Origin of the sequence: Arthrobacter sp. ISL-69 (genome assembly GCF_018613775.1) — a bacterium.
Classification (GTDB): domain Bacteria; phylum Actinomycetota; class Actinomycetes; order Actinomycetales; family Micrococcaceae; genus Arthrobacter.
Genome location: NZ_JAGGPO010000021.1, coordinates 80,505 through 98,525 on the forward strand (window position 1 = coordinate 80,505; position 18,021 = coordinate 98,525).

Below are 18,021 nucleotides of genomic sequence, written 5' to 3' on the forward strand. Positions count from 1 at the left end.
CGCGGGGACCTAGATTTCGTAGTCGAGCGGGACGGGCTGGCTGTAGGAGCCCGAGTGATAGAGCAGCGGCGAGCCGTCCTCGCCCACCTGGCCCTCCACGACCTCCACCACCACAACGGCGTTGTTCTCAAAGGAGAGGCGCATCTGGATCTTGCCGATCAGCCAGCCGGCTACGTCTTTGAGGATGGGCACTTCGTGCGGTCCGAGCTCCCAGTGGTCACCCTCGAACCGGTTCTTGGTGCGGGCGAAGCGGTCGGCGAGTTCCTGGTTCTCCAGCCCGAGCATGTGGACGCCGATGTGGGTGGTGTTGGCCACCGCGGGCCATGAACTGGAGCTGCGGGCCATGTTGAATGTGAAGCGCGGCGGCTGCGCGGACAGCGATGCCACGGAGGTGGCCGTGAAGCCGTACGGGACGCCGTTGTAGTTCACCGTGATAATTGCCACGCCGGCCGCGTGCCGGCGGAACATCTCCTTGAACGTGCCTTCGAAGGCTGCGTTGTCTGAGGTCACTGTGATCTAACTCCCTGCCAAAAACTGTTGTTTGTTGCGTCCTGCATGCCAGCGTATGGGCGCGCCCTGAAGTGGCCGTCACTTATTTACCCGCCGCGTCATTTGTATAACCACGGTGAACGTTTGTTAATGTTTGTTTCATGACACAGCCACCAGGCAACGGCCCGGTTCCACAGAATCCGAGGCATTCCAGGGATACCGGCAGCCCACCCGCTTATGGTGAACTTTACCGCGCTGAGGGAGATTCGGATTTCGGCGGGAGCGGCCGGACGGCCTGGTCCGGCGAGGAGTCCGGTCCCGGAAACGGGGAACCGGCGGCGTGGCGGCGGCCCGCAATCATTGCCGCTGCCGGGCTTCCGGTGGGACTTCTGTGGTGGCTGCTGGCGCCGGGCGGCCTAAACCTCTTGACCCGCGACCCCGCCCTGGCCACCGGCACGAATGCCGAAGGATGGCTGCCGCGGGACCTGGTGCTGGCCGGCATGTTCCTGCTGGCCGGCTGCCTGACGGGATTCCTCCTCAACGGGAAGCGAACCGGCGCTCCGGCGCCCGGAACCGTGGTTCTCGCCGTGATCGGCGGGGCGCTTGGCGCCGTCATCGCCTGGCAGGCCGGCGTGCTGGCAGGGCAATGGTGGGGCCCGGCCGAGGATACTGCCCCGAACGTCAGCATCGCCTTCTCACTTCGTTCTTACGCCGTCCTGGCAGTATGGCCGGCAGCCGTGGCCATCTCAGTGTTTGTGGTGAACCTGCTCAGCCTCCTGGGCAAACCGCCGGTACAGGACAACTAGCCCGCCCGCTGGCGGGGGAGGCCGCCGGTTAGGAGCCTGACCCACGCGGACTTAACACTGAACAAAGCTCTCCCCGCGGCACGTAAAATGGGCTGGTGACCACTTCCCCGGACAGCCCCGCACAGACCACCACGACGGCCATCAGTTACCGCACCATTGATTTGCGCGGCCAGCGGCTCTCCCTGGCCGGGCTCCGCGCTGCCGTTCCCCGGGCCCGGCACCAGACCATGGCGGACGCCGAGCAGAAAGTCTCGGACATCATCACCGCGGTCCGCACCCGGGGCTTCGCTGCGCTGAGCGAGTTCGCGAAGGCGTTCGACGGCGTCGAGCAGGAACACCCCAGGGTGCCTGCCGCCGCGCTGCGCGCGGCACTGGAGAACCTCGACCCCGCAGTCCGGGCCGCCCTGGAAGAATCCATCAACCGCGCGCGCAGGTTCGCCGACAGCCAGCGGCCGGCAAACATCGACGTCGAACTGGGCGAAGGCGCCGTCGTCAGCCAGAACTGGGTGCCGGTGGGCCGCGTGGGGCTTTACGTCCCCGGCGGCCTGGCGGTCTACCCGTCGTCGGTCATTATGAACGTAGTCCCCGCGCTGGCGGCCGGGGTTGCATCCATTGCCTTGGCGTCGCCGCCCCAGAAGGACTTCGGCGGACTCCCGCACCCCACCATCCTGGCTGCTGCTGCGCTGCTTGGCATCGAGGAGGTGTACGCCATCGGGGGCGCCCAGGCCATCGCGGCGTTCGCCTACGGTGTTCCCGCGGAGGACCCGGAGGCAGCCCTGGATCCGGTGGATGTGGTGACCGGGCCGGGCAACATATTCGTGGCCACGGCCAAGCGGCTCGTCAAGGGTGTGGTCGGCATCGATTCCGAGGCAGGCACCACGGAAATCGCCATCCTGGCGGACAGCGGGGCCCGTCCGTCGCTGGTCGCCGCTGACCTTATCAGCCAGGCTGAACACGACCCGAAGGCGGCGTCGGTCCTCATCACCGATTCCGAAGCCCTCGCCGAGGCCGTCCGCGGGGAACTCGAGGTGCAGGCGGGACTCACCAAGCACTCCGACCGGGTGCGGGAGGCCTTGTCGGGCCCGCAGTCGGGCGTGGTGCTGGTGGACGACCTGGAACAGGGAATCGCCGCCTGTGATGCCTACGCCGCGGAGCACCTCGAGATTATGACGGCGGATGCACCGGCCGTTGCGGCACGCATCCGCAACGCGGGAGCGATCTTCGTGGGGGACTACAGCCCCGTGAGCCTGGGGGATTACTGCGCCGGCTCCAACCACGTGCTGCCCACCAGCGGCACGGCTGCTTTCTCCTCCGGCCTGAACGTCACCACGTTCCTTCGCGCCATCCAGGTGGTCAACTACAGCAAGTCGGCCCTCGAAAAGGTCAGCGGGCACATCGTCAGCCTCTCCGGGGCAGAGGACCTTCCGGCCCACGGCGAGGCCGTTACGGCACGGTTCGCCGGCGACGCCTAACCACTACATGTAGTAATTACAGGCTTGTTATTCAGCTACATCTAGTCGTAAACTGAGGTTGGAAGAATGTATTCCGGCCAATCGAAGTTCGGCAGGGGAAGGAAACAACGTGTATTGTCCGTTTTGCCGCAACCCTGATTCCCGCGTCGTGGACAGCCGGATGGCCGACGACGGTTCCGCCATTCGCCGCCGCCGCCAGTGCCCGGAATGCGGCCGCCGGTTCACTACGGTGGAAACCACCAGCCTCACCGTCATCAAGCGCTCCGGCGTCGGCGAACCATTTAGCCGGAGCAAGGTGATCAATGGGGTCCGGAAAGCGTGCCAGGGCCGGCCCGTGACCGAAGACGACCTCGCCATGCTGGCGCAGGAGGTCGAAGAAACCATCCGGGCCTCCGGCGCCGCGGAAATCGACGCCCACGAGGTGGGCCTGGCCATCCTCAGCCCGCTCCAGAAACTGGACGAAGTCGCGTACCTCCGCTTTGCGAGTGTGTACCAGGCATTCGAATCCCTGGAGGACTTTGAGACGGCCATCTCCATCCTTCGCCATGAAGCGGAAGTTGAGGCGAAGGCCAAGGGCCAGAACTCCGAGAAGAGCCCGCTCTAGACTCCGGTGGTGGCAACGGAGGGGAAGCCGACGCCACCACCGGCACCACCCCAGAGGGAACGGACGCGGTCAGCGGCCGCCGGCAACAGGCAGTACGGCTCCCGTAACGTAGCCGGCTTCGCCTGACAACAGCCACATCACCGCCGCCGCCACCTCATCAGGCTCAGCGGCACGGCCCATGGGGATCGTCGGATTCAGGCGTTCCACCCGGTCAGGCATTCCCGCCGCCGCGTGCAGCCCGGTGTTGGTGCTTCCGGGCGCGACGCTGTTGACGCGGATTCCCTGCGCGGCGACCTCCGAGGCCAGACCGACGGTCAGCACATCCACGGCTCCCTTGGACGCGGCGTAGTGCGCCCAGGTGCCCGGAGACCCGGCCTTTGTGGCGGTGGATGATATGTTCACGATGGACCCGCCGGGCCCGCCCGTGCCGGTGCTGAGTCTTCGCACGGCTTCCTGGCAGACGTAGATGAGGCCGGAGACGTTGACGTCCATGACGCGGCGGACGGTGGCCGCCGGCACGTCCGCGAGATTACCGATCAGGTTGCCCGTGATACCGGCATTATTAATGACGGCGGTAACGGGGCCCAAGCCGGCGGCCCGGTCAAACATCGATCCAACGGCAGCCGGATCGCTGACATCTGCCTGGTGGGCCAGCGCATCCCCGCCGCACCCACGGATTTCCCGCACCACGGACGCGGCACCGGCGGCGTCGGCGGAGTAGTTGACCAGCACGGCGTATCCGGCTTCCGCCGCGCGGAGGGCGATCGCGGCGCCGATTCCCCGGCTTGCCCCGGTGACAATGGCAACACCCCTGCCTGCGGCAGCCACGGAACCGGCGCCCGGCCTATTTGGCCAGTTTGTGCGTCAGCGCGACCTCGATCGCGGCGCCGACAATCCCGGCGTCGTTCTTCAGTTCGGCCGGCACAATCGGCGTACGCAGTTTCATGTGCGGCAGGTACTCGTCGGCGCGCTTGGAAATGCCGCCGCCGACGATGAACAGTTCAGGGGAGAAGAGGAACTCGACGTGGGAGAAGTAGCGCTGCAGGAGCACGCTGTATTCGGTCCAGCTCAGGCCGTCCCGCTCACGGGCCACGGCGGACGCCTTGCTCTCCGCATCAAAACCGTCAATTTCGAGGTGTCCGAGTTCGGCGTTCGGGACCAGCTTGCCGTTGAAGATGAAGGCGGAGCCGATGCCTGTTCCGAGCGTAATGACGAGGACCGTGCCCGAGACGCCCTCTCCGGCGCCGTAGCGGGCTTCGGCGAGGCCGGCGGCGTCGGCGTCGTTGATGACCTCGACCGGGCGGCCCAGGCGCTTCGTCAGCAGGGCGTCAATGTCCGTGTTGAGCCAGGACTTGTCCACGTTGGCTGCAGAGTGAACCACACCGTGCTGGATGATGCCCGGGAAGGTCACGCCGATCGGGGAATCCAGGGCAGGAGCGTCCGGCCGTGCGTTGAGCTCCTCGACGACCGTGGCCACCGTTTCGGCAACGGACTCCGGCGTGGCTGGCTGCGGCGTAGGAACGCGGAAGCGGTCCCCTACGAGCTTGCCCTTCTTGAGGTCGACAATGCCGCCCTTGATTCCGGTGCCGCCGATGTCAATGCCGATCAGCGGGGCGTTCTTGGTTGACTTGTCGTCCTTCTTGGCCAATGTGATTCCGTTCGTGGCTGGTGTCGGGCAATGGGCGTAGCGGGTAAAGGTGCCGGTGGTGCCGGCCGGGAAATCAGGGCAGAGTCAGGATTTCGGCGCCCGACTCGGTGACGAGCAGGGTGTGCTCGAACTGGGCCGTGCGCTTGCGGTCCCGGGTCACCACGGTCCAGTCGTCAGCCCACATGTCCCACTCGACCGTTCCCAGCGTCAGCATCGGTTCAATGGTGAACACCATGCCCGCTTCCATGACCGTGTTGTACGCGGGAGCTGCGTCATAATGCGGAATGATCAGGCCGGTATGAAACGCCTCGCCAACACCGTGGCCGGTGAAATCCCGGACAACACCGTAGCCGAAACGTTTGGCGTAGGACTGGATGGCGCGGCCGATGACGTTTATTTCTCGCCCTGGAGCAACAGCTTTGATGGCGCGGTTGAGCGATTCCTGGGTGCGCTCCACGAGGAGCCGCGATTCTTCGTCGACGTCGCCTACCAGGAAGGTGAAGTTGGTGTCGCCATGGACGCCGCCGATGAAGGCGGTGATGTCGATGTTCAGGATGTCGCCGTCCTGGACCACCGTGGTGTCGGGTATGCCGTGGCAGATCACTTCGTTCAGGGACGAGCACAGCGATTTGGGGAAGCCCCGGTAGCCCAGGGTCGAGGGATACGCGTGGTGGTCGAGCAGGAACTCGTGGCCGATCCTGTCCAGCTGGTCCGTCGTGACGCCGGGCCGGATGTGTTTGCCAACCTCCACGATGGCCTGGGCCGCGATCCGGCTGGCGACCCTGATCTTCTCGATGGTCTCGGCGGACTTTACTTCCGAGCCGGTGAACTTCTCCGGACCAGGCTTGCCCACGTACTCGGGGCGGGGAATTGATGCCGGGACCGGCAGCTGCGGGCTGACGGTTCCGGGGACCAGCGTGCCGGTGGGTGCAGTCGAGGCAAGAGAAGGCATAGATTGATCATATAAGGCGGCATGGAAGCCCATGTAACGGAAAGTCCCATCGGAACCCGATGGAGTTTTACGTTACGTGGATCACTCTCGGCAGGCAGGGAGCCTGCAGAATGCGAGGAGCAGCGATGACCGAATACTGGTACAACGTCAAAACCCACGAGGTGGAAGAAGACGCCATGTCCGACTGGACCCAGCTGATCGGACCGTACAAGACGCGCGTGGAAGCCGAGCATGCGCTGGAGAAAGTCAAGGCACGCAATGAAGCCTGGGAAAAGGGCGACGAGGACTAGGCTGCGCTAGCAGCCCGCACCGCACCCCGAAACGCCGGCCATACGGGTGGAAGGGGCCGGAGGCTTAGAACGAGTGCTCGGGGCCGGGGAACTGGCCCGTCCGGACGTCGTCGCCATACGCCTTCGCCGCGTTGCTCAGCGACGTGCGCAGGTCGGCATACTGCTTGACGAACTTGGCCATCTTGCCGCCGCGAAGCCCGGCCATGTCCTGCCAGACCAACACCTGGCCCGTGGTGGTGTTGCCGGCACCGATGCCGACGGTCGGAACGGAAATTGCAGCGTCGACGGCGGCGGCGGTGGCGGCCGGAACCATCTCCATCAGCACGCTGAAGGCACCGGCGTCAGCGAGGGCCACGGCGTCGTCAATAAGCCGCTGTGCATCGTCGCCGCGGCCCTGGACCCGGTAACCGCCCAGGGAATGCTCGCTCTGCGGCGTGAAACCGATGTGCGCCATGACCGGAATGCCGGCCTGGACCATGGCCCGGACGGTGTCCGCATAAAACTTGCCGCCTTCAATCTTCACGGCATGCGCGAGGCCTTCCTTCAGGAAGCGGACGCCGGTGGCGACTGCCTGCTCGGCTGACACCTCGTAGCTTCCAAAGGGAAGGTCCGCGACCACCAGGGCCCGCTTGGCCGACCGTGCAACGGCCCGGCATAGCGGCAGCAGCTCGTCCACGGTGACCGGGAGGCTGGTTTCGTTGCCGAAGACGTTGTTGGAGGCGGAGTCGCCGACCAGGAGCACCTCGATGCCCGCTTCGTCGAAGATCTCGGCCGTGTACTGCTCGTAGGCCGTGAGCATCGCAAAGTGCTCACCGTTTTCCTTGGCCTGCTGCAGGTGGTGGGTCCGGATTCGGGCCACCGGCTTCCTGCCTGTGGCCGGCGTCGTTGCAGCCGGCTGGGCGGGGCCGTTGCCGTAGGGAGCAGGTACTTCAGCGGACATGCTGGAATCGGAACTGTTGCTTGTGGCCATGGCTAGAGCGTAATGCGGTACTGTGCGTCCTAGCTACCGGGCGGCCTGCCGTTGCCGGTGAATCGCGTCACAAATTGGTGTCCTGACGGCTCCTTGTCGCCGTCCCGAGGGGCCGCCGCGGGGCAATTGGCCGGTGATACGGGACCCTGTGCGTGTTAATGCTGTGTTACGCGGACCTCCGGCTCCAACATTCAGCGGGAATGCTTAGTAAAGTGAATCGTGAGCTGCCGCCGGCTCTAAGGAATACGGACCCGGGGCTTCAAAAAGTTGATCCGGAGAAGAGGCCATAATGGACCGCCAGCAAGAGTTTGTCCTGCGGACGATCGAAGAGCGCGACGTGCGGTTCGTGCGTCTGTGGTTCACGGATGTCGTGGGTTCACTCAAGTCTGTTGCGCTTGCCCCTGCCGAAGTCGAGGGTGCCTTCGAAGAGGGCCTGGGCTTTGACGGCTCCGCGATTGAGGGCCTGGCCCGCGTGTTCGAATCGGACATGCTGGCGCAGCCGGATCCCTCGACGTTCCAGATCCTGCCGTGGCGCGGGGAAACGGAACAGACCTCGCGTATGTACTGCGACATTCTGACGCCCGACGGCGAGCCCTCGGCCGCCGACCCCCGCAACGTGCTCAAGCGCACCCTGGCAAAAGCCGCGGACATGGGCTTTACCTGCTACACGCATCCCGAGATCGAGTTCTACCTGCTGAAGTCGCAGGAGCCCGGTCCGGACGGTTCGCCCATCCCCGTGGATGAGGGCGGCTACTTCGACCACGTCCCGGGCGGCGTCGCGCAGGATTTCCGGCGCACCGCAGTCACCATGCTGGAGTCCGTGGGCATCTCCGTGGAGTTCAGCCACCATGAAGCCGGGCCCGGCCAGAACGAGATCGACCTCCGTTACGCCGACGCCCTGCAGACCGCGGACAACATCATGACGTTCCGCACCGTCATCAAGGAAGTGGCCCTGCAGCAGGGCACGTACGCCACCTTCATGCCCAAGCCGTTCACGGCCCACCCGGGCTCCGGCATGCACACGCACTTCTCGCTCTTCGAAGGCGACACCAACGCCTTCTACGAAGCCGGTGCGGAGTTCCAGCTGTCCAAGACGGCCAAGCAGTTCATCGCGGGCATCCTCAAGCACGCCCCCGAATTCACGGCCGTGACCAACCAGTTCGTGAACTCCTACAAGCGGCTCTGGGGCGGCGGCGAAGCCCCGAGTTACCTGAGCTGGGGCCACAACAACCGCTCCGCACTGGTGCGCGTCCCGCTGTACAAGCCGGGCAAGGGCCAGTCCGCCCGCATCGAGTACCGCGGCATCGACTCCGCAGCCAACCCCTACCTCGCCTACGCCGTGCTGCTTGGCGCCGGACTCAAGGGCATCGAAGAAGGCTACGAGATCCCCGCCGCAGCCGAAGACGACATCTGGTCGCTGAGCTCGGCCGAGCGCCGCGCCATGGGCCACGATCCGCTGCCCGCCAGCCTGCACGACGCCATCCGGGCCATGGAGGATTCCGAGCTCATGCCGCAGATCCTCGGTGAGCAGGTCTTTGAGTACTTCCTGCGCAACAAACGCGCCGAATGGCAGGACTACCGTCTCCAGGTCACGCCCTACGAGCTGCAGCGTAATCTCGGCATCCTTTAGGCGGCAGCGGTGAGCCTTGCCCGTCGCCTCATCTCCGCCGGTTTCAGTGACCTGGAAAAGGGGGAGCGGTTCCTTGCTGCCCGCGAACTGGAAGGAATCGACCAGGAGGCACTGTTCGCGGGCTTCCACCTGGCCGCCAGCCCGGACACTGCGTTGCAGTCGCTGGTGCGCCTGATCGAAAAGCATCCCGACCTACGGAAGCTCGCGGCGGCGGACATCGATACGAGCGAGCCGCTGTACCGAGTGCTGGGGGCCTCCGAGGCCCTGGGTGAATTCCTGATCCGCCATCCGGAACACCTGGAAGCCTTCGACGTAGTGGCAAGCCCGGAGCCCGTCCCTGCCGACGCCGGAGAACTCCGCGCGCGCCTCCTGAAGTCCGTGCAGGCCGACCCGAAGGCGCGCAGGCCGGTGGCCGGGCTGTCCGGTCCGGACGCCTATGTAGCGCTGCGGACCGCATACCGGCGCGGGGTGGTGGACCTGGCCGTCAAGGACCTGTGTGCCGCTGATCCGCTGGATTTCATGCCCGCGGCGGGTGCCGAACTGGCGGACCTCGCCGGAGCGGCGATCGAGGCGGCGCTGGCCGTCTCCCGGGCCGAAGCGGGGGAGCAGTTCTCGGCGTCGGAGGTCGCCGACGTCGGCCTGGCCGTCATAGGCATGGGCAAGTGCGGTGCCCGCGAACTTAACTACATCTCCGACGTCGACGTCATCTACGTGATCGAAGCGGACGAGCTGGATGATGCCCGCGCCAACACCATCGGCACAGCCCTCGCCACCGGTATCTCCAGGGCCATCATGTCCATCGGCCGGGAACCCGGCCTGTGGGAAGTGGATGCGAACCTGCGGCCCGAAGGCAAGTCCGGACCGCTGGTGAGGACCCTGGCGTCCCATCAGAGCTACTACGCACGGTGGGCTGAAAGCTGGGAGTTCCAGGCACTCCTGAAGGCCCGGACCATCGCCGGCGACGCAGAACTGGGCGCCCGGTACGAGGCCGCAGTCCTGCCCCTGATCTGGGGTTCGGCAAACCGGGAAGGATTCGTGGAATCGGTGCAGGCCATGCGCCGCCGGGTCACGGACAACATTCCCGCGGACGAGGAACAGCGACAAATCAAGCTGGGCCGCGGCGGCCTTCGGGACGTCGAATTCACCGTGCAACTGTTGCAGCTGGTCCACGGAAAGGCCGACGAATCCCTGCGCCACCGCGACACCACCTCGGCGATTGCCGCACTCTCAGCCGGCGGCTACATCGGCCGGACGGACGCCGCGGAATTCGACCATGCCTACCGGTACCTGCGGCTCCTGGAGCACAGGATCCAGCTCTTCCAGCTGCGGCGCACGCACCTCATGCCGGTCAGGGACGAGGCCCTGCGCGCCCTCGCGAAGGCCGTGCTGGGCCCGTTCGCGCGTGAACGGCCGCACCCCGATGCGCTGCTGGCAGCCTGGCAGAAGACAAAGCGGTCCGTCCGTGAACTGCACGAGCGCATTTTTTACCGGCCGCTGCTGAACACCGCCGCAAAGCTAAGCAGCGAAGATGCACGCCTGACACCGGAGGCCGCCCAGGGCCGCCTGGCCGCCCTTGGCTACCTGGATCCGCAGGGGGCCATGCGGCACATCGAGGCGCTCACCGCGGGAGTGAGCCGGCGGGCGGCGCTGCAGCGCCAGCTCCTTCCCATCCTTCTGGGGTGGCTCGCCGACGGGGTTGACCCCGACGCCGGCCTGCTGGGTTTCCGCCGCGTCAGCGAGGCGCTCGGAACAACACACTGGTATCTGGGAATGCTGCGGGACTCGACGGCCGCCGCCGAGCGGCTTTGCCATGTGCTCTCCAACTCCCGGCTGATCGCCGACCTCCTTGAGGTCTCCCCGGAATCCGTGGCCTGGCTGGGGACGGACAAGGAACTGGCCCCGCTGGAGTTCGAGGCGCAGTGGCTGGAAATCACCTCGAAAATGTCGCGGCACGAGAACCCGGAAAGCGCCATGCGCCTCATCCGGCTGATCCGGCGGCGGGAAATCCTCAGGGTCGCCATTGCGGACAGTGCCGGCCTGCTGGACCAGGACCAGGTAGGGGCAGCCCTCGCAGACACGGACCGCGCCGCTGTCCTGGGCGCCCTGCGCGTAGCCGAAGGAATCGTGGCCGCATCGGGCCCGCTGAAGACGAGCGTCCTCGTGGTTGCCATGGGCCGGCAGGGCGGCCGCGAGATCGGGTACGGCTCGGATGCGGACGTGATGTACGTGTACCGCGGCCTGCCCGGCGTTCCCGACGAAGAGGCGCAGAACCAGGCCGCCCAGATCGTGGGCCACATTTCGAACCTGCTGACCCAGCCGCTGAAGCCGGCCATTCTCGCCGAGCGTGTACTGATGGTGGACGCCGATCTGCGCCCCGAAGGCAAAAGCGGCGCCATGGTCCGCTCCCTGAATTCGTACGCGGAGTACTACCGCAGATGGTCGCTCGTCTGGGAGGCGCAGGCGCTGCTGCGTGCACTGCCCATCGCAGGGGACGACGAGCTGGCTGACGATTTCGTGGAGCTGATCGATCCGATCCGATATCCGGCGGAACTGTCGGAGAAGGACGTCCGGGAGATACGGCGAGTCAAGGCCAGGGTCGAATCAGAGCGGCTGCCCCGGGGAGCGGACTCCGCGCGGCACCTCAAGCTGGGCCGCGGCGGCCTGAGCGACGTCGAGTGGCTCGTTCAGCTGTTGCAGCTGCAGCATGCGGGAAAGCACCCGGAACTGCGGACAACATCCACCGTGCCGGCTCTGGAAGCAGCAGCGTCACTGGGCTTCCTGGAGCCGGACGAGGCCTCGCTGCTGCTGGAGGCCTGGCGGCTGGCGAGCCGCATCAGGTCGGCCAATGTCATCTGGACGGGCCGCGCCTCCGACGTCCTGCCGTCCTCCCGCCGGGACCTGGAAGCCGTCGCCCGCTGGTGCGGCTACCAGCCGGGCAACGCGGCTGCACTCGAAGAGGACTACCTGCGGCTCAGCAGGCGGACCCGCGCGGTTTTCGAACGGGTTTTTTACGGCCAGTAGCAGGCCTCGAGACGTGTTGCGCCGGGGTGCCGGGGGCTGACAGGTAACGGGCGCCGATGTTAGTTTGAGCGCATGGCCACGCAACTCTTTCTGAATCTTCCCGTCGCAGACCTGAACAGGTCGGTCGAGTTCTTCACGGCGCTCGGCTTTTCCTTCAACCCAGATTTCACCGACGAAAACGCCACCTGCATGATCGTCAATGACGGCGCCTACGTCATGCTGCTGGTGGAAGGCTATTTCAAGACGTTCATCTCCAAGGGCATAGCGGACACCGGCGGCACCGCCGAAGCAATCGTGGCATTCTCCGTTGACAGCCGCGAAGCCGTTGACGACACGGTCCGGAAGGCCCTGACCTCGGGAGGCACCCCTGCGCAGGAAGCCCAGGACTACGGGTTTATGTACAACCACAGCTTCCAGGACCCGGACGGCCATCTCTGGGAGGTCTTCTGGATGGACCCTGCCGGACCGCCTGCCGACGCCCAGGCGCCGTAACCCCTGCACGCCAACCAACGACTACTGGCCCAAAGCGCGACGCCGGCTGTCGCCTTCCCAGGTGACGGCCGGCGTCGTGGTTTCTGGGTAGGCTCAGTCCATGCCTGATTCCGTGTGGCTCATCGCCCTAAAGAGCCTCGACGACGACGCCAAAGCCGTCAAACTGGGCGAAGTCGCCGAACTGGGACTCGCGGAAGGCCAGCAGGACTTCGCAGGGGATCCGCTGCGCATGATGCTCATAGCGCTGGAAGAGGACTCACGGTTTCCCTATGTGGTGGACTCCGGCGGAGAAGCCGTCGGTGTGTTCACGCTTCAACGCGGCGCGGCGTCCCTGGCCGGGTGGGACGACGACGACTCAGTCTGGCTCCTGCGGGGCTTCCTCATCGACCGCGCCCGCCAGGGCCGGGGGCTTGGCACCCAGGCGGCTGCGGCTGCCGTCCGTGAAGCGGCCAGACTCACCGTCCGGCTGGGCGGGGGAGAGACCGGCGTCGTGCTGTCCGTGAATGAACGCAACCCGGCAGGACAGGCCGCTTACCGGAAGGCCGGTTTCGAGGACCACGGACAGTACCTCGGCGGCGACGCCGGACCGCAGCGGACCATGTACCGGGCGTTCTGCGTTCCGTAGGCCGGCAGTCTGATTCCTTCTCCCCTCGCATACGGGTGTGCTCCATGGGGTTGCTGTGACTGGAGGGGCACATGCTATCTTTAGTGCATCCTGAATGCATCTGTGATATGGGGAACAGTAAATGTCACGCGCACAAAATAGCGGAGCGGGCCCATCAGTTGACTCCTCCACGCGCGTTTCACCCCATCGATTCGCAATCGCCTTCGTGATATTCGGCACAGTCGGCACGATCAGCGCCCGGAGCGACACATACCCTTCCCGCTTCCGGTTCGCCACCATGCGGGGCGCCGGCACCTAGCCTCCACGGGTCCGTCAATCCAGCTGCTTCGGCGCGCTGGCAATGCCGAAACGATTCCGGGATTTCGGCAGGAGCACGGACGGCACCGGAAATGGGAGACCTCCTGCAGGGCGGTCCTCCCAGGTCCCCCAAGCCCTTCATCACGAAAGTCACCATGCCTCTCTTTCAGCGATCCGCGGCCCTCGTTGCTGCCTTGCTTCTTTCGTCGGCCGTGCTGGCGTACCTGCCGGCTTCACCAACCATGGCCGCCACTGCCCCTTCACCCGGGAACGTCACTGTCGAGGAGGTCGAAGGCACTCCGCACGCCGCCCACGCTTCGGAAACGGCCGTTGCCCAACTGCCGAAGGGCCAGGAACTCGGCACCGAGGCGCTGGAACTCCAAGGTGCCGCCGGCCTCACCAGGACCGGGGACATCAAGGTGGCCCTGGTAACGGTTCAGTTGGCGGACAAGAGCGCCGCGGACACCAGCGGGATTTCCCTGGATGCGGCCAAGAACGGAATCACAGCTTCGAGCAACTATTGGAAGGCCATGTCCAACAACAGGCTTTCCATGTCAGTGGCCTCCGTTCGGACGGGCTTCAAATCCTCGGCGACCTCCAGCCAGGACTACTACACGATCACCAACACGGTGACCCGCGAACTGGGCTGGGTCAGCAGTCCCTACACCGCTTTGGTGATCTACGTCCCGGTTCCCACCCTTTCGTGGGGAGCCCTGGGCTTCGGAGCCAGCAGTGACGGCACGAGCGGGCGTATTCTGATGCCCCTGCCCAGCAAGTTCACCAACAACGTGGTGGCCCATGAATTCGGACACGTTCTCGGCCTCATGCACGCCGACAGCCTGCAATGCGGCAGCGGCATCGCCGACGTCGGCCCCAGCACCACCGGGGGATTTGCAGACACGTCCTGCAGTATCCGTGAGTACGGCGATACGACCGATCTGATGGGTGCGGCACAGTACAGCATTCCGGCCATCAGCTCCAGCTTCTGGGACCGCGGGGGATTCGGCCGAGGTGATGAGATCCTAAACGCCGGCCTGGTTTCGGGAATCACGAAATACACGCTGAAGGCCTGGGCCGGAAGCGACGCCAACCGCGCAGTGAAGTTCACCGATCCGAAGAGCAAGGAGGTCTACTACCTGGAACTGCGCCTGCCTGTCGGCTACGACACATCGACGGCCGTCAGCGGCAACCGGGGCGTCAAGATTGTCCAGTCAGGAGGAGCCACCGCCGCCAGTTCACTGATTCTCATGCCATCTACCCTCCCTTTCTCGGGCTACTACGCGCCCAACCAGACTTGGCAGGCCGGCCAGACCTTCACCACCTATACAGGCACGAGGGTGACGGTCGACTACGTGACGAGCACGTCAGCGGGCGTCACCATCAACGCCTCGCCGTTCGTTGACGCGTATCAGTCCGCATTCCAGACCCAGATCGACTGGATGTACTACCAAAAGTTGTCCACCGGCTGGGCCGACGGTACCTTCCGGCCGTTCAGCACGATGTCACGGGAGGCCATGGCCGCCTTTATGTACCGACTTGCGGGTAGCCCGGACTTCACACCGCCGACCGTGTCACCGTTCATCGACGTTCCGACCTCCCACGATTTCTACCCTCAGATTGCGTGGATGAACTACACCGAACTTTCCACGGGCTGGGCCGACAGGACCTACCGGCCTTATGAATCGATCACCCGCGAGGCGATGTCCGCCTTCATCAACCGGTACGCGGGCAAGCTCTGCCGCATAACAGACGCCGAAGTCGCTGGGCCCGTCGTTTCCCCCTTCGTCGACATGACGCCCGCTAGCGGCTTCTATCGGGAGATTTCCTGGATGAAGTCCGCCCTCATCTCAACCGGCTGGGCCGACGGCACCTACCGGCCGGCCGACGCCGTTACCCGTGAGCAGATGGCCGCTTTCATCTACCGTCTCGACAGTTACGTGGCAGCCAAGGGCGGCTGCGTGGCCTGACCCGGCCCGCCATAGCCGGAAGGGGACTGGGGGGGCAGACTGTACCTGAGACACAGAAAAGCCCGCATCTGCTGCCGAAGCAGTAGATGCGGGCTTTCTGCGGACTAAACGCGGTTTAGGCCGGGGGTCTGACTAGACGCCGTAGTAGAGCTCGAACTCGTAGGGGTTCGGGCGCAGCGAGAGCGGCTTGATCTCGTACTCGTACTTGTACTCGATCCAGGTGTCGATCAGGTCCTGGGTGAACACGCCGCCGGCCTGCAGGAACTCGTTGTCCTCGGCCAGTGCGTCCAGGGCCTCTTCGAGGGTGCCCGGAGCCTTGGGGATGTCCTTGGCTTCCTCGGCGGGGAGCTCGTAGAGGTCCTTGTCGATGGGAGCCGGCGGTTCGATGCGGTTGCGGATGCCGTCAATGCCGGCCATCAGCTGGGCAGCGAATGCCAGGTACGGGTTCGAGGAGGGGTCCGGAGCGCGGAATTCGATGCGCTTGGCCTTCGGGTTGGAACCCGTGATGGGGATACGGATACCGGCGGAGCGGTTGCCCTGCGAGTAAACCATGTTGACCGGAGCTTCGAAGCCCTTGACCAGGCGGCGGTAGGAGTTAACCGTCGGGTTGGTGAACGCGAGCACGGCGGAGGAGTGCTTCAGCAGGCCGCCGATGTACCAGCGGGCCATGTCGGACAGGCCGGCGTAACCCTTCTCGTCGTAGAACAGCGGCTCGCCGCCGTTCCACAGCGACTGGTGGCAGTGCATGCCGGAGCCGTTGTCGGCGAAGACGGGCTTCGGCATGAAGGTGACCGACTTGCCCCAGGCGTCAGCGGTGTTCTTGATGACGTACTTGAACTTCTGCAGGTCATCAGCAGCGTGGGTCAGCGTGGTGAACTTGTAGTTGATTTCAGCCTGGCCGGCGGAACCGACCTCGTGGTGGCTGCGCTCAACCTCAAGGCCGGCCTCGTCCAGGGCAACACACATGGCGTCGCGCAGGTCGGCCTGCTTGTCCGTGGGGGAAACCGGGAAGTAGCCGCCCTTGACGGGGGTCTTGTAGCCGAGGTTTCCGCCTTCTTCCTCGCGGCCGGTGTTCCAGTGCGCTTCTTCCGAGTCGATCTTGTAGAAGCTGCCCTGCGGGGAGGACTGGTACTGGACGTTGTCGAACACGAAGAACTCGGCCTCGGGTGCGAAGAATGCGGTGTCCGCAATGCCGGTGGACGCGAGGTAGGCTTCAGCCTTCTCGGCCACGCCGCGGGGGTCGCGGTGGTACGGGTCGCCCGTGCGGGGGTTCACGATGGAGAAGTTCAGCGCGAGGGTCTTCTCCATGCGGAACGTGTCCAGGAACGCCGTGGTGACATCCGGGATGAGCTGCATGTCGGACTCAGCGATGCCCTGGAAACCGCGGATGGAGGAACCGTCGAAGAGCTGGCCATTGATGAAGAAGTCTGCATCAACGCTCTTCGCCGGCACATTGAAGTGCTGCTGCACACCAGGGAGATCGGTGAAGCGGATATCGACGAATTTAATATCTTCGTCCTTGATGAACTTGAGGACTTCGTCCGCAGTCTTGAACATCTATGCTCCTTACGCATATGTAATAACTGGCTTGAAAGCCATATGGTCCAGCGCAATCCGACGGCGCGAAAACACAAAAGTGCCCCCGCTCCCAGCTCGCTAGCAACTGTTACCACCCTAGGGACACGGGGTTTCCCGTCCGTGTCCGCTTTGTTTCCGGCAGGTTACATAACCGCCTGATATGTAAACGCTATACGGTGTCCACACTGTGGTCTATCCGCATCCATAGTGTGAACTTCACCCGGAACTTCACAGTGGCCTTCCTGCAGCGGATAGTCTTGATCCGTGGTTGATCGCAAAGACATAGGCTCGTGGCTCAGTGGGCCGGACACGTCAGGCATTTCCAAATATCCCGGGGAGCGACTTGGCCTGCCCGAGGCGGGACCGGGCTCCATCGCCCGGGCGGGGCGCCGAATCCTTGCCATCTGCATCGACTGGGGCCTGGCGCTCCTGATCAGCAATTTCGCCTTAGGCGGCGACCCGTGGGCAACGCTGGCCGTGTTTGCGGCCGAACAGATCCTGCTCATCGGAACCCTCGGCTACAGCATCGGCCACCGTCTCGCTGGAATCCATGTTGTCCGCCTGGGCGGCGCTCCGGCAGGGCCGCTGGCCGCGCTGGTCCGCACCGTGCTCCTGTGCCTGGTCATCCCGGCGGTCATCTTTGACCCGGATCACCGTGGCCTGCACGACAAGGCGATGAACACCATCCTCATCCGGCTGTAGTCAGGACCGTATCCAGCGCCAGTCCGGCTGTAGCCGGGCCGTGTAGACCGCAGCGGGTCAGACGTTGGCGGTCTCGCGCTCTTGGTCTGCGGATCGTCCGATGCCGGCCGGGGTCAGGTACCCGCGCTTGCCCGCCCAGCGTTCGAACAGGACGGTGGCGAACGGGAACACTGCGGAGAGCCCGGCGAAGAACGCCACCAGGAACGGCCACCGCTGCAGCCGCCAGAGAGCCAATGCCGCCATTCCGTAGGCGATGAACAGGGCCCCGTGAACCGGTCCGGCAATCTCCACGCCCAGCTCCGAGGCCCGGGCCACCCACTTGAAGTACATTCCGGTCAGGAGGGCTGCCCAGCTGAACGCTTCGGCTATGGCGAGTATCCGGAAGAGGCGGATGACGGCTGATTTCGAGGGCAGTTTCACGATTCTCCGTTTTTCACTCTCGACATTGGTCGGCTGGTAGTGGCTGTCCCAAAGCAAA

Annotated in this window: 17 protein-coding genes; 10 read left to right on the plus strand and 7 right to left on the minus strand. The window is 64.9% G+C overall.

Going from position 1 to position 18,021, the window contains the following annotated elements; genetic code table 11:
* Nucleotides 1–9: 9 nt before the first annotated feature.
* Nucleotides 10–468 carry a flavin reductase family protein gene (locus J7I79_RS16070; protein WP_251042894.1) on the minus strand — a complete coding sequence of 153 codons (459 nt, stop codon included), beginning with the start codon at nt 466–468 and terminating at the stop codon, nt 10–12.
* Nucleotides 469–650: 182 nt separating this feature from the next.
* On the opposite strand from J7I79_RS16070, the gene J7I79_RS16075 reads away from it, so the two are divergent.
* From J7I79_RS16075 to nrdR, 3 genes are all read left to right on the plus strand, one after another.
* Nucleotides 651–1,295 carry a hypothetical protein gene (locus tag J7I79_RS16075; RefSeq protein WP_214954851.1) on the plus strand — a complete coding sequence of 215 codons (645 nt, stop codon included), beginning with the start codon at nt 651–653 and terminating at the stop codon, nt 1,293–1,295.
* Nucleotides 1,296–1,390: 95 nt separating this feature from the next.
* Nucleotides 1,391–2,767 carry a histidinol dehydrogenase gene (gene hisD, locus J7I79_RS16080; protein ID WP_214954853.1) on the plus strand — a complete coding sequence of 459 codons (1,377 nt, stop codon included), beginning with the start codon at nt 1,391–1,393 and terminating at the stop codon, nt 2,765–2,767.
* 109 nt (nt 2,768–2,876) lie between these two features.
* Complete coding sequence (nrdR, locus tag J7I79_RS16085; protein ID WP_104175501.1) at nt 2,877–3,371, plus strand: transcriptional regulator NrdR; 495 nt, start codon at nt 2,877–2,879, stop codon at nt 3,369–3,371.
* A 69-nt stretch (nt 3,372–3,440) separates the two neighbouring features.
* On the opposite strand, the gene J7I79_RS16090 is transcribed toward nrdR, so the two are convergent.
* The 3 genes from J7I79_RS16090 to map all read right to left on the minus strand — a co-directional run bounded on the left by J7I79_RS16090 (nt 3,441) and on the right by map (nt 5,971).
* Nucleotides 3,441–4,199, minus strand: coding sequence for an SDR family oxidoreductase (locus J7I79_RS16090; RefSeq protein ID WP_214954856.1), 759 nt, complete (start codon nt 4,197–4,199; stop codon nt 3,441–3,443).
* Between the two features lie 16 nt (nt 4,200–4,215).
* Entirely contained in the window at nt 4,216–5,019 is an 804-nt protein-coding gene (gene ppgK / locus J7I79_RS16095) for a polyphosphate--glucose phosphotransferase (RefSeq protein WP_104175503.1), read from the minus strand.
* A 73-nt stretch (nt 5,020–5,092) separates the two neighbouring features.
* The gene (gene map, locus J7I79_RS16100; RefSeq protein WP_214954858.1) at nt 5,093–5,971 is read right to left on the minus strand and encodes a type I methionyl aminopeptidase; all 879 of its coding nucleotides are present in this window, start codon (nt 5,969–5,971) and stop codon (nt 5,093–5,095) included.
* Between the two features lie 125 nt (nt 5,972–6,096).
* Here map and J7I79_RS16105 point away from each other — a divergent pair, with 125 nt between their 5' ends.
* Nucleotides 6,097–6,261, plus strand: coding sequence for an SPOR domain-containing protein (locus tag J7I79_RS16105; RefSeq protein ID WP_214954860.1), 165 nt, complete (start codon nt 6,097–6,099; stop codon nt 6,259–6,261).
* Between the two features lie 64 nt (nt 6,262–6,325).
* On the opposite strand, the gene panB is transcribed toward J7I79_RS16105, so the two are convergent.
* The gene (gene panB, locus J7I79_RS16110) at nt 6,326–7,231 is read right to left on the minus strand and encodes a 3-methyl-2-oxobutanoate hydroxymethyltransferase (protein ID WP_214954862.1); all 906 of its coding nucleotides are present in this window, start codon (nt 7,229–7,231) and stop codon (nt 6,326–6,328) included.
* 289 nt (nt 7,232–7,520) lie between these two features.
* Between panB and glnA (J7I79_RS16115) the strand changes: the two genes are divergently transcribed.
* From glnA (J7I79_RS16115) to J7I79_RS16135, 5 genes are all read left to right on the plus strand, one after another.
* The gene (gene glnA / locus J7I79_RS16115) at nt 7,521–8,861 is read left to right on the plus strand and encodes a type I glutamate--ammonia ligase (RefSeq protein WP_104175506.1); all 1,341 of its coding nucleotides are present in this window, start codon (nt 7,521–7,523) and stop codon (nt 8,859–8,861) included.
* Between the two features lie 9 nt (nt 8,862–8,870).
* A complete protein-coding gene (locus J7I79_RS16120; RefSeq protein ID WP_214954864.1) occupies nt 8,871–11,882 on the plus strand; it encodes a bifunctional [glutamine synthetase] adenylyltransferase/[glutamine synthetase]-adenylyl-L-tyrosine phosphorylase in 3,012 nt (1,003 codons plus the stop codon).
* Between the two features lie 72 nt (nt 11,883–11,954).
* Complete coding sequence (locus J7I79_RS16125; protein ID WP_214954866.1) at nt 11,955–12,374, plus strand: VOC family protein; 420 nt, start codon at nt 11,955–11,957, stop codon at nt 12,372–12,374.
* A 100-nt stretch (nt 12,375–12,474) separates the two neighbouring features.
* Nucleotides 12,475–12,999, plus strand: a complete 525-nt coding sequence (locus tag J7I79_RS16130; protein WP_214954868.1) for a GNAT family N-acetyltransferase — start codon at nt 12,475–12,477, stop codon at nt 12,997–12,999.
* A gap of 452 nt (nt 13,000–13,451) precedes the next feature.
* Nucleotides 13,452–15,263 (plus strand): S-layer homology domain-containing protein, encoded by a 1,812-nt coding sequence (locus J7I79_RS16135; protein WP_214954870.1) that lies wholly within the window; start codon nt 13,452–13,454, stop codon nt 15,261–15,263.
* A gap of 132 nt (nt 15,264–15,395) precedes the next feature.
* Here J7I79_RS16135 and glnA (J7I79_RS16140) read toward each other — a convergent pair whose 3' ends face one another.
* The gene (glnA, locus tag J7I79_RS16140) at nt 15,396–16,820 is read right to left on the minus strand and encodes a type I glutamate--ammonia ligase (protein WP_214954872.1); all 1,425 of its coding nucleotides are present in this window, start codon (nt 16,818–16,820) and stop codon (nt 15,396–15,398) included.
* Nucleotides 16,821–17,105: 285 nt separating this feature from the next.
* Here glnA (J7I79_RS16140) and J7I79_RS16145 point away from each other — a divergent pair, with 285 nt between their 5' ends.
* Nucleotides 17,106–17,543 (plus strand): RDD family protein, encoded by a 438-nt coding sequence (locus tag J7I79_RS16145; RefSeq protein WP_214954874.1) that lies wholly within the window; start codon nt 17,106–17,108, stop codon nt 17,541–17,543.
* Nucleotides 17,544–17,600: 57 nt separating this feature from the next.
* On the opposite strand, the gene J7I79_RS16150 is transcribed toward J7I79_RS16145, so the two are convergent.
* Nucleotides 17,601–17,963 carry a DUF3817 domain-containing protein gene (locus tag J7I79_RS16150; protein ID WP_396020206.1) on the minus strand — a complete coding sequence of 121 codons (363 nt, stop codon included), beginning with the start codon at nt 17,961–17,963 and terminating at the stop codon, nt 17,601–17,603.
* Nucleotides 17,964–18,021: the final 58 nt, after the last annotated feature.

Bases quoted from the DNA above. Each gene is read 5' to 3' on its own strand.
- map (WP_214954858.1), bottom strand. From the start codon at position 5,971: ATGCCTTCTCTTGCCTCGACTGCACCCACCGGCACGCTGGTCCCCGGA.
- J7I79_RS16105 (WP_214954860.1), top strand. From the start codon at position 6,097: ATGACCGAATACTGGTACAACGTCAAAACCCACGAGGTGGAAGAAGAC.
- glnA (WP_214954872.1), bottom strand. From the start codon at position 16,820: ATGTTCAAGACTGCGGACGAAGTCCTCAAGTTCATCAAGGACGAAGAT.
- J7I79_RS16125 (WP_214954866.1), top strand. From the start codon at position 11,955: ATGGCCACGCAACTCTTTCTGAATCTTCCCGTCGCAGACCTGAACAGG.
- J7I79_RS16135 (WP_214954870.1), top strand. From the start codon at position 13,452: ATGCCTCTCTTTCAGCGATCCGCGGCCCTCGTTGCTGCCTTGCTTCTT.
- J7I79_RS16075 (WP_214954851.1), top strand. From the start codon at position 651: ATGACACAGCCACCAGGCAACGGCCCGGTTCCACAGAATCCGAGGCAT.
- glnA (WP_104175506.1), top strand. From the start codon at position 7,521: ATGGACCGCCAGCAAGAGTTTGTCCTGCGGACGATCGAAGAGCGCGAC.
- J7I79_RS16070 (WP_251042894.1), bottom strand. From the start codon at position 468: ATGTTCCGCCGGCACGCGGCCGGCGTGGCAATTATCACGGTGAACTAC.
- panB (WP_214954862.1), bottom strand. From the start codon at position 7,231: ATGGCCACAAGCAACAGTTCCGATTCCAGCATGTCCGCTGAAGTACCT.
- J7I79_RS16130 (WP_214954868.1), top strand. From the start codon at position 12,475: ATGCCTGATTCCGTGTGGCTCATCGCCCTAAAGAGCCTCGACGACGAC.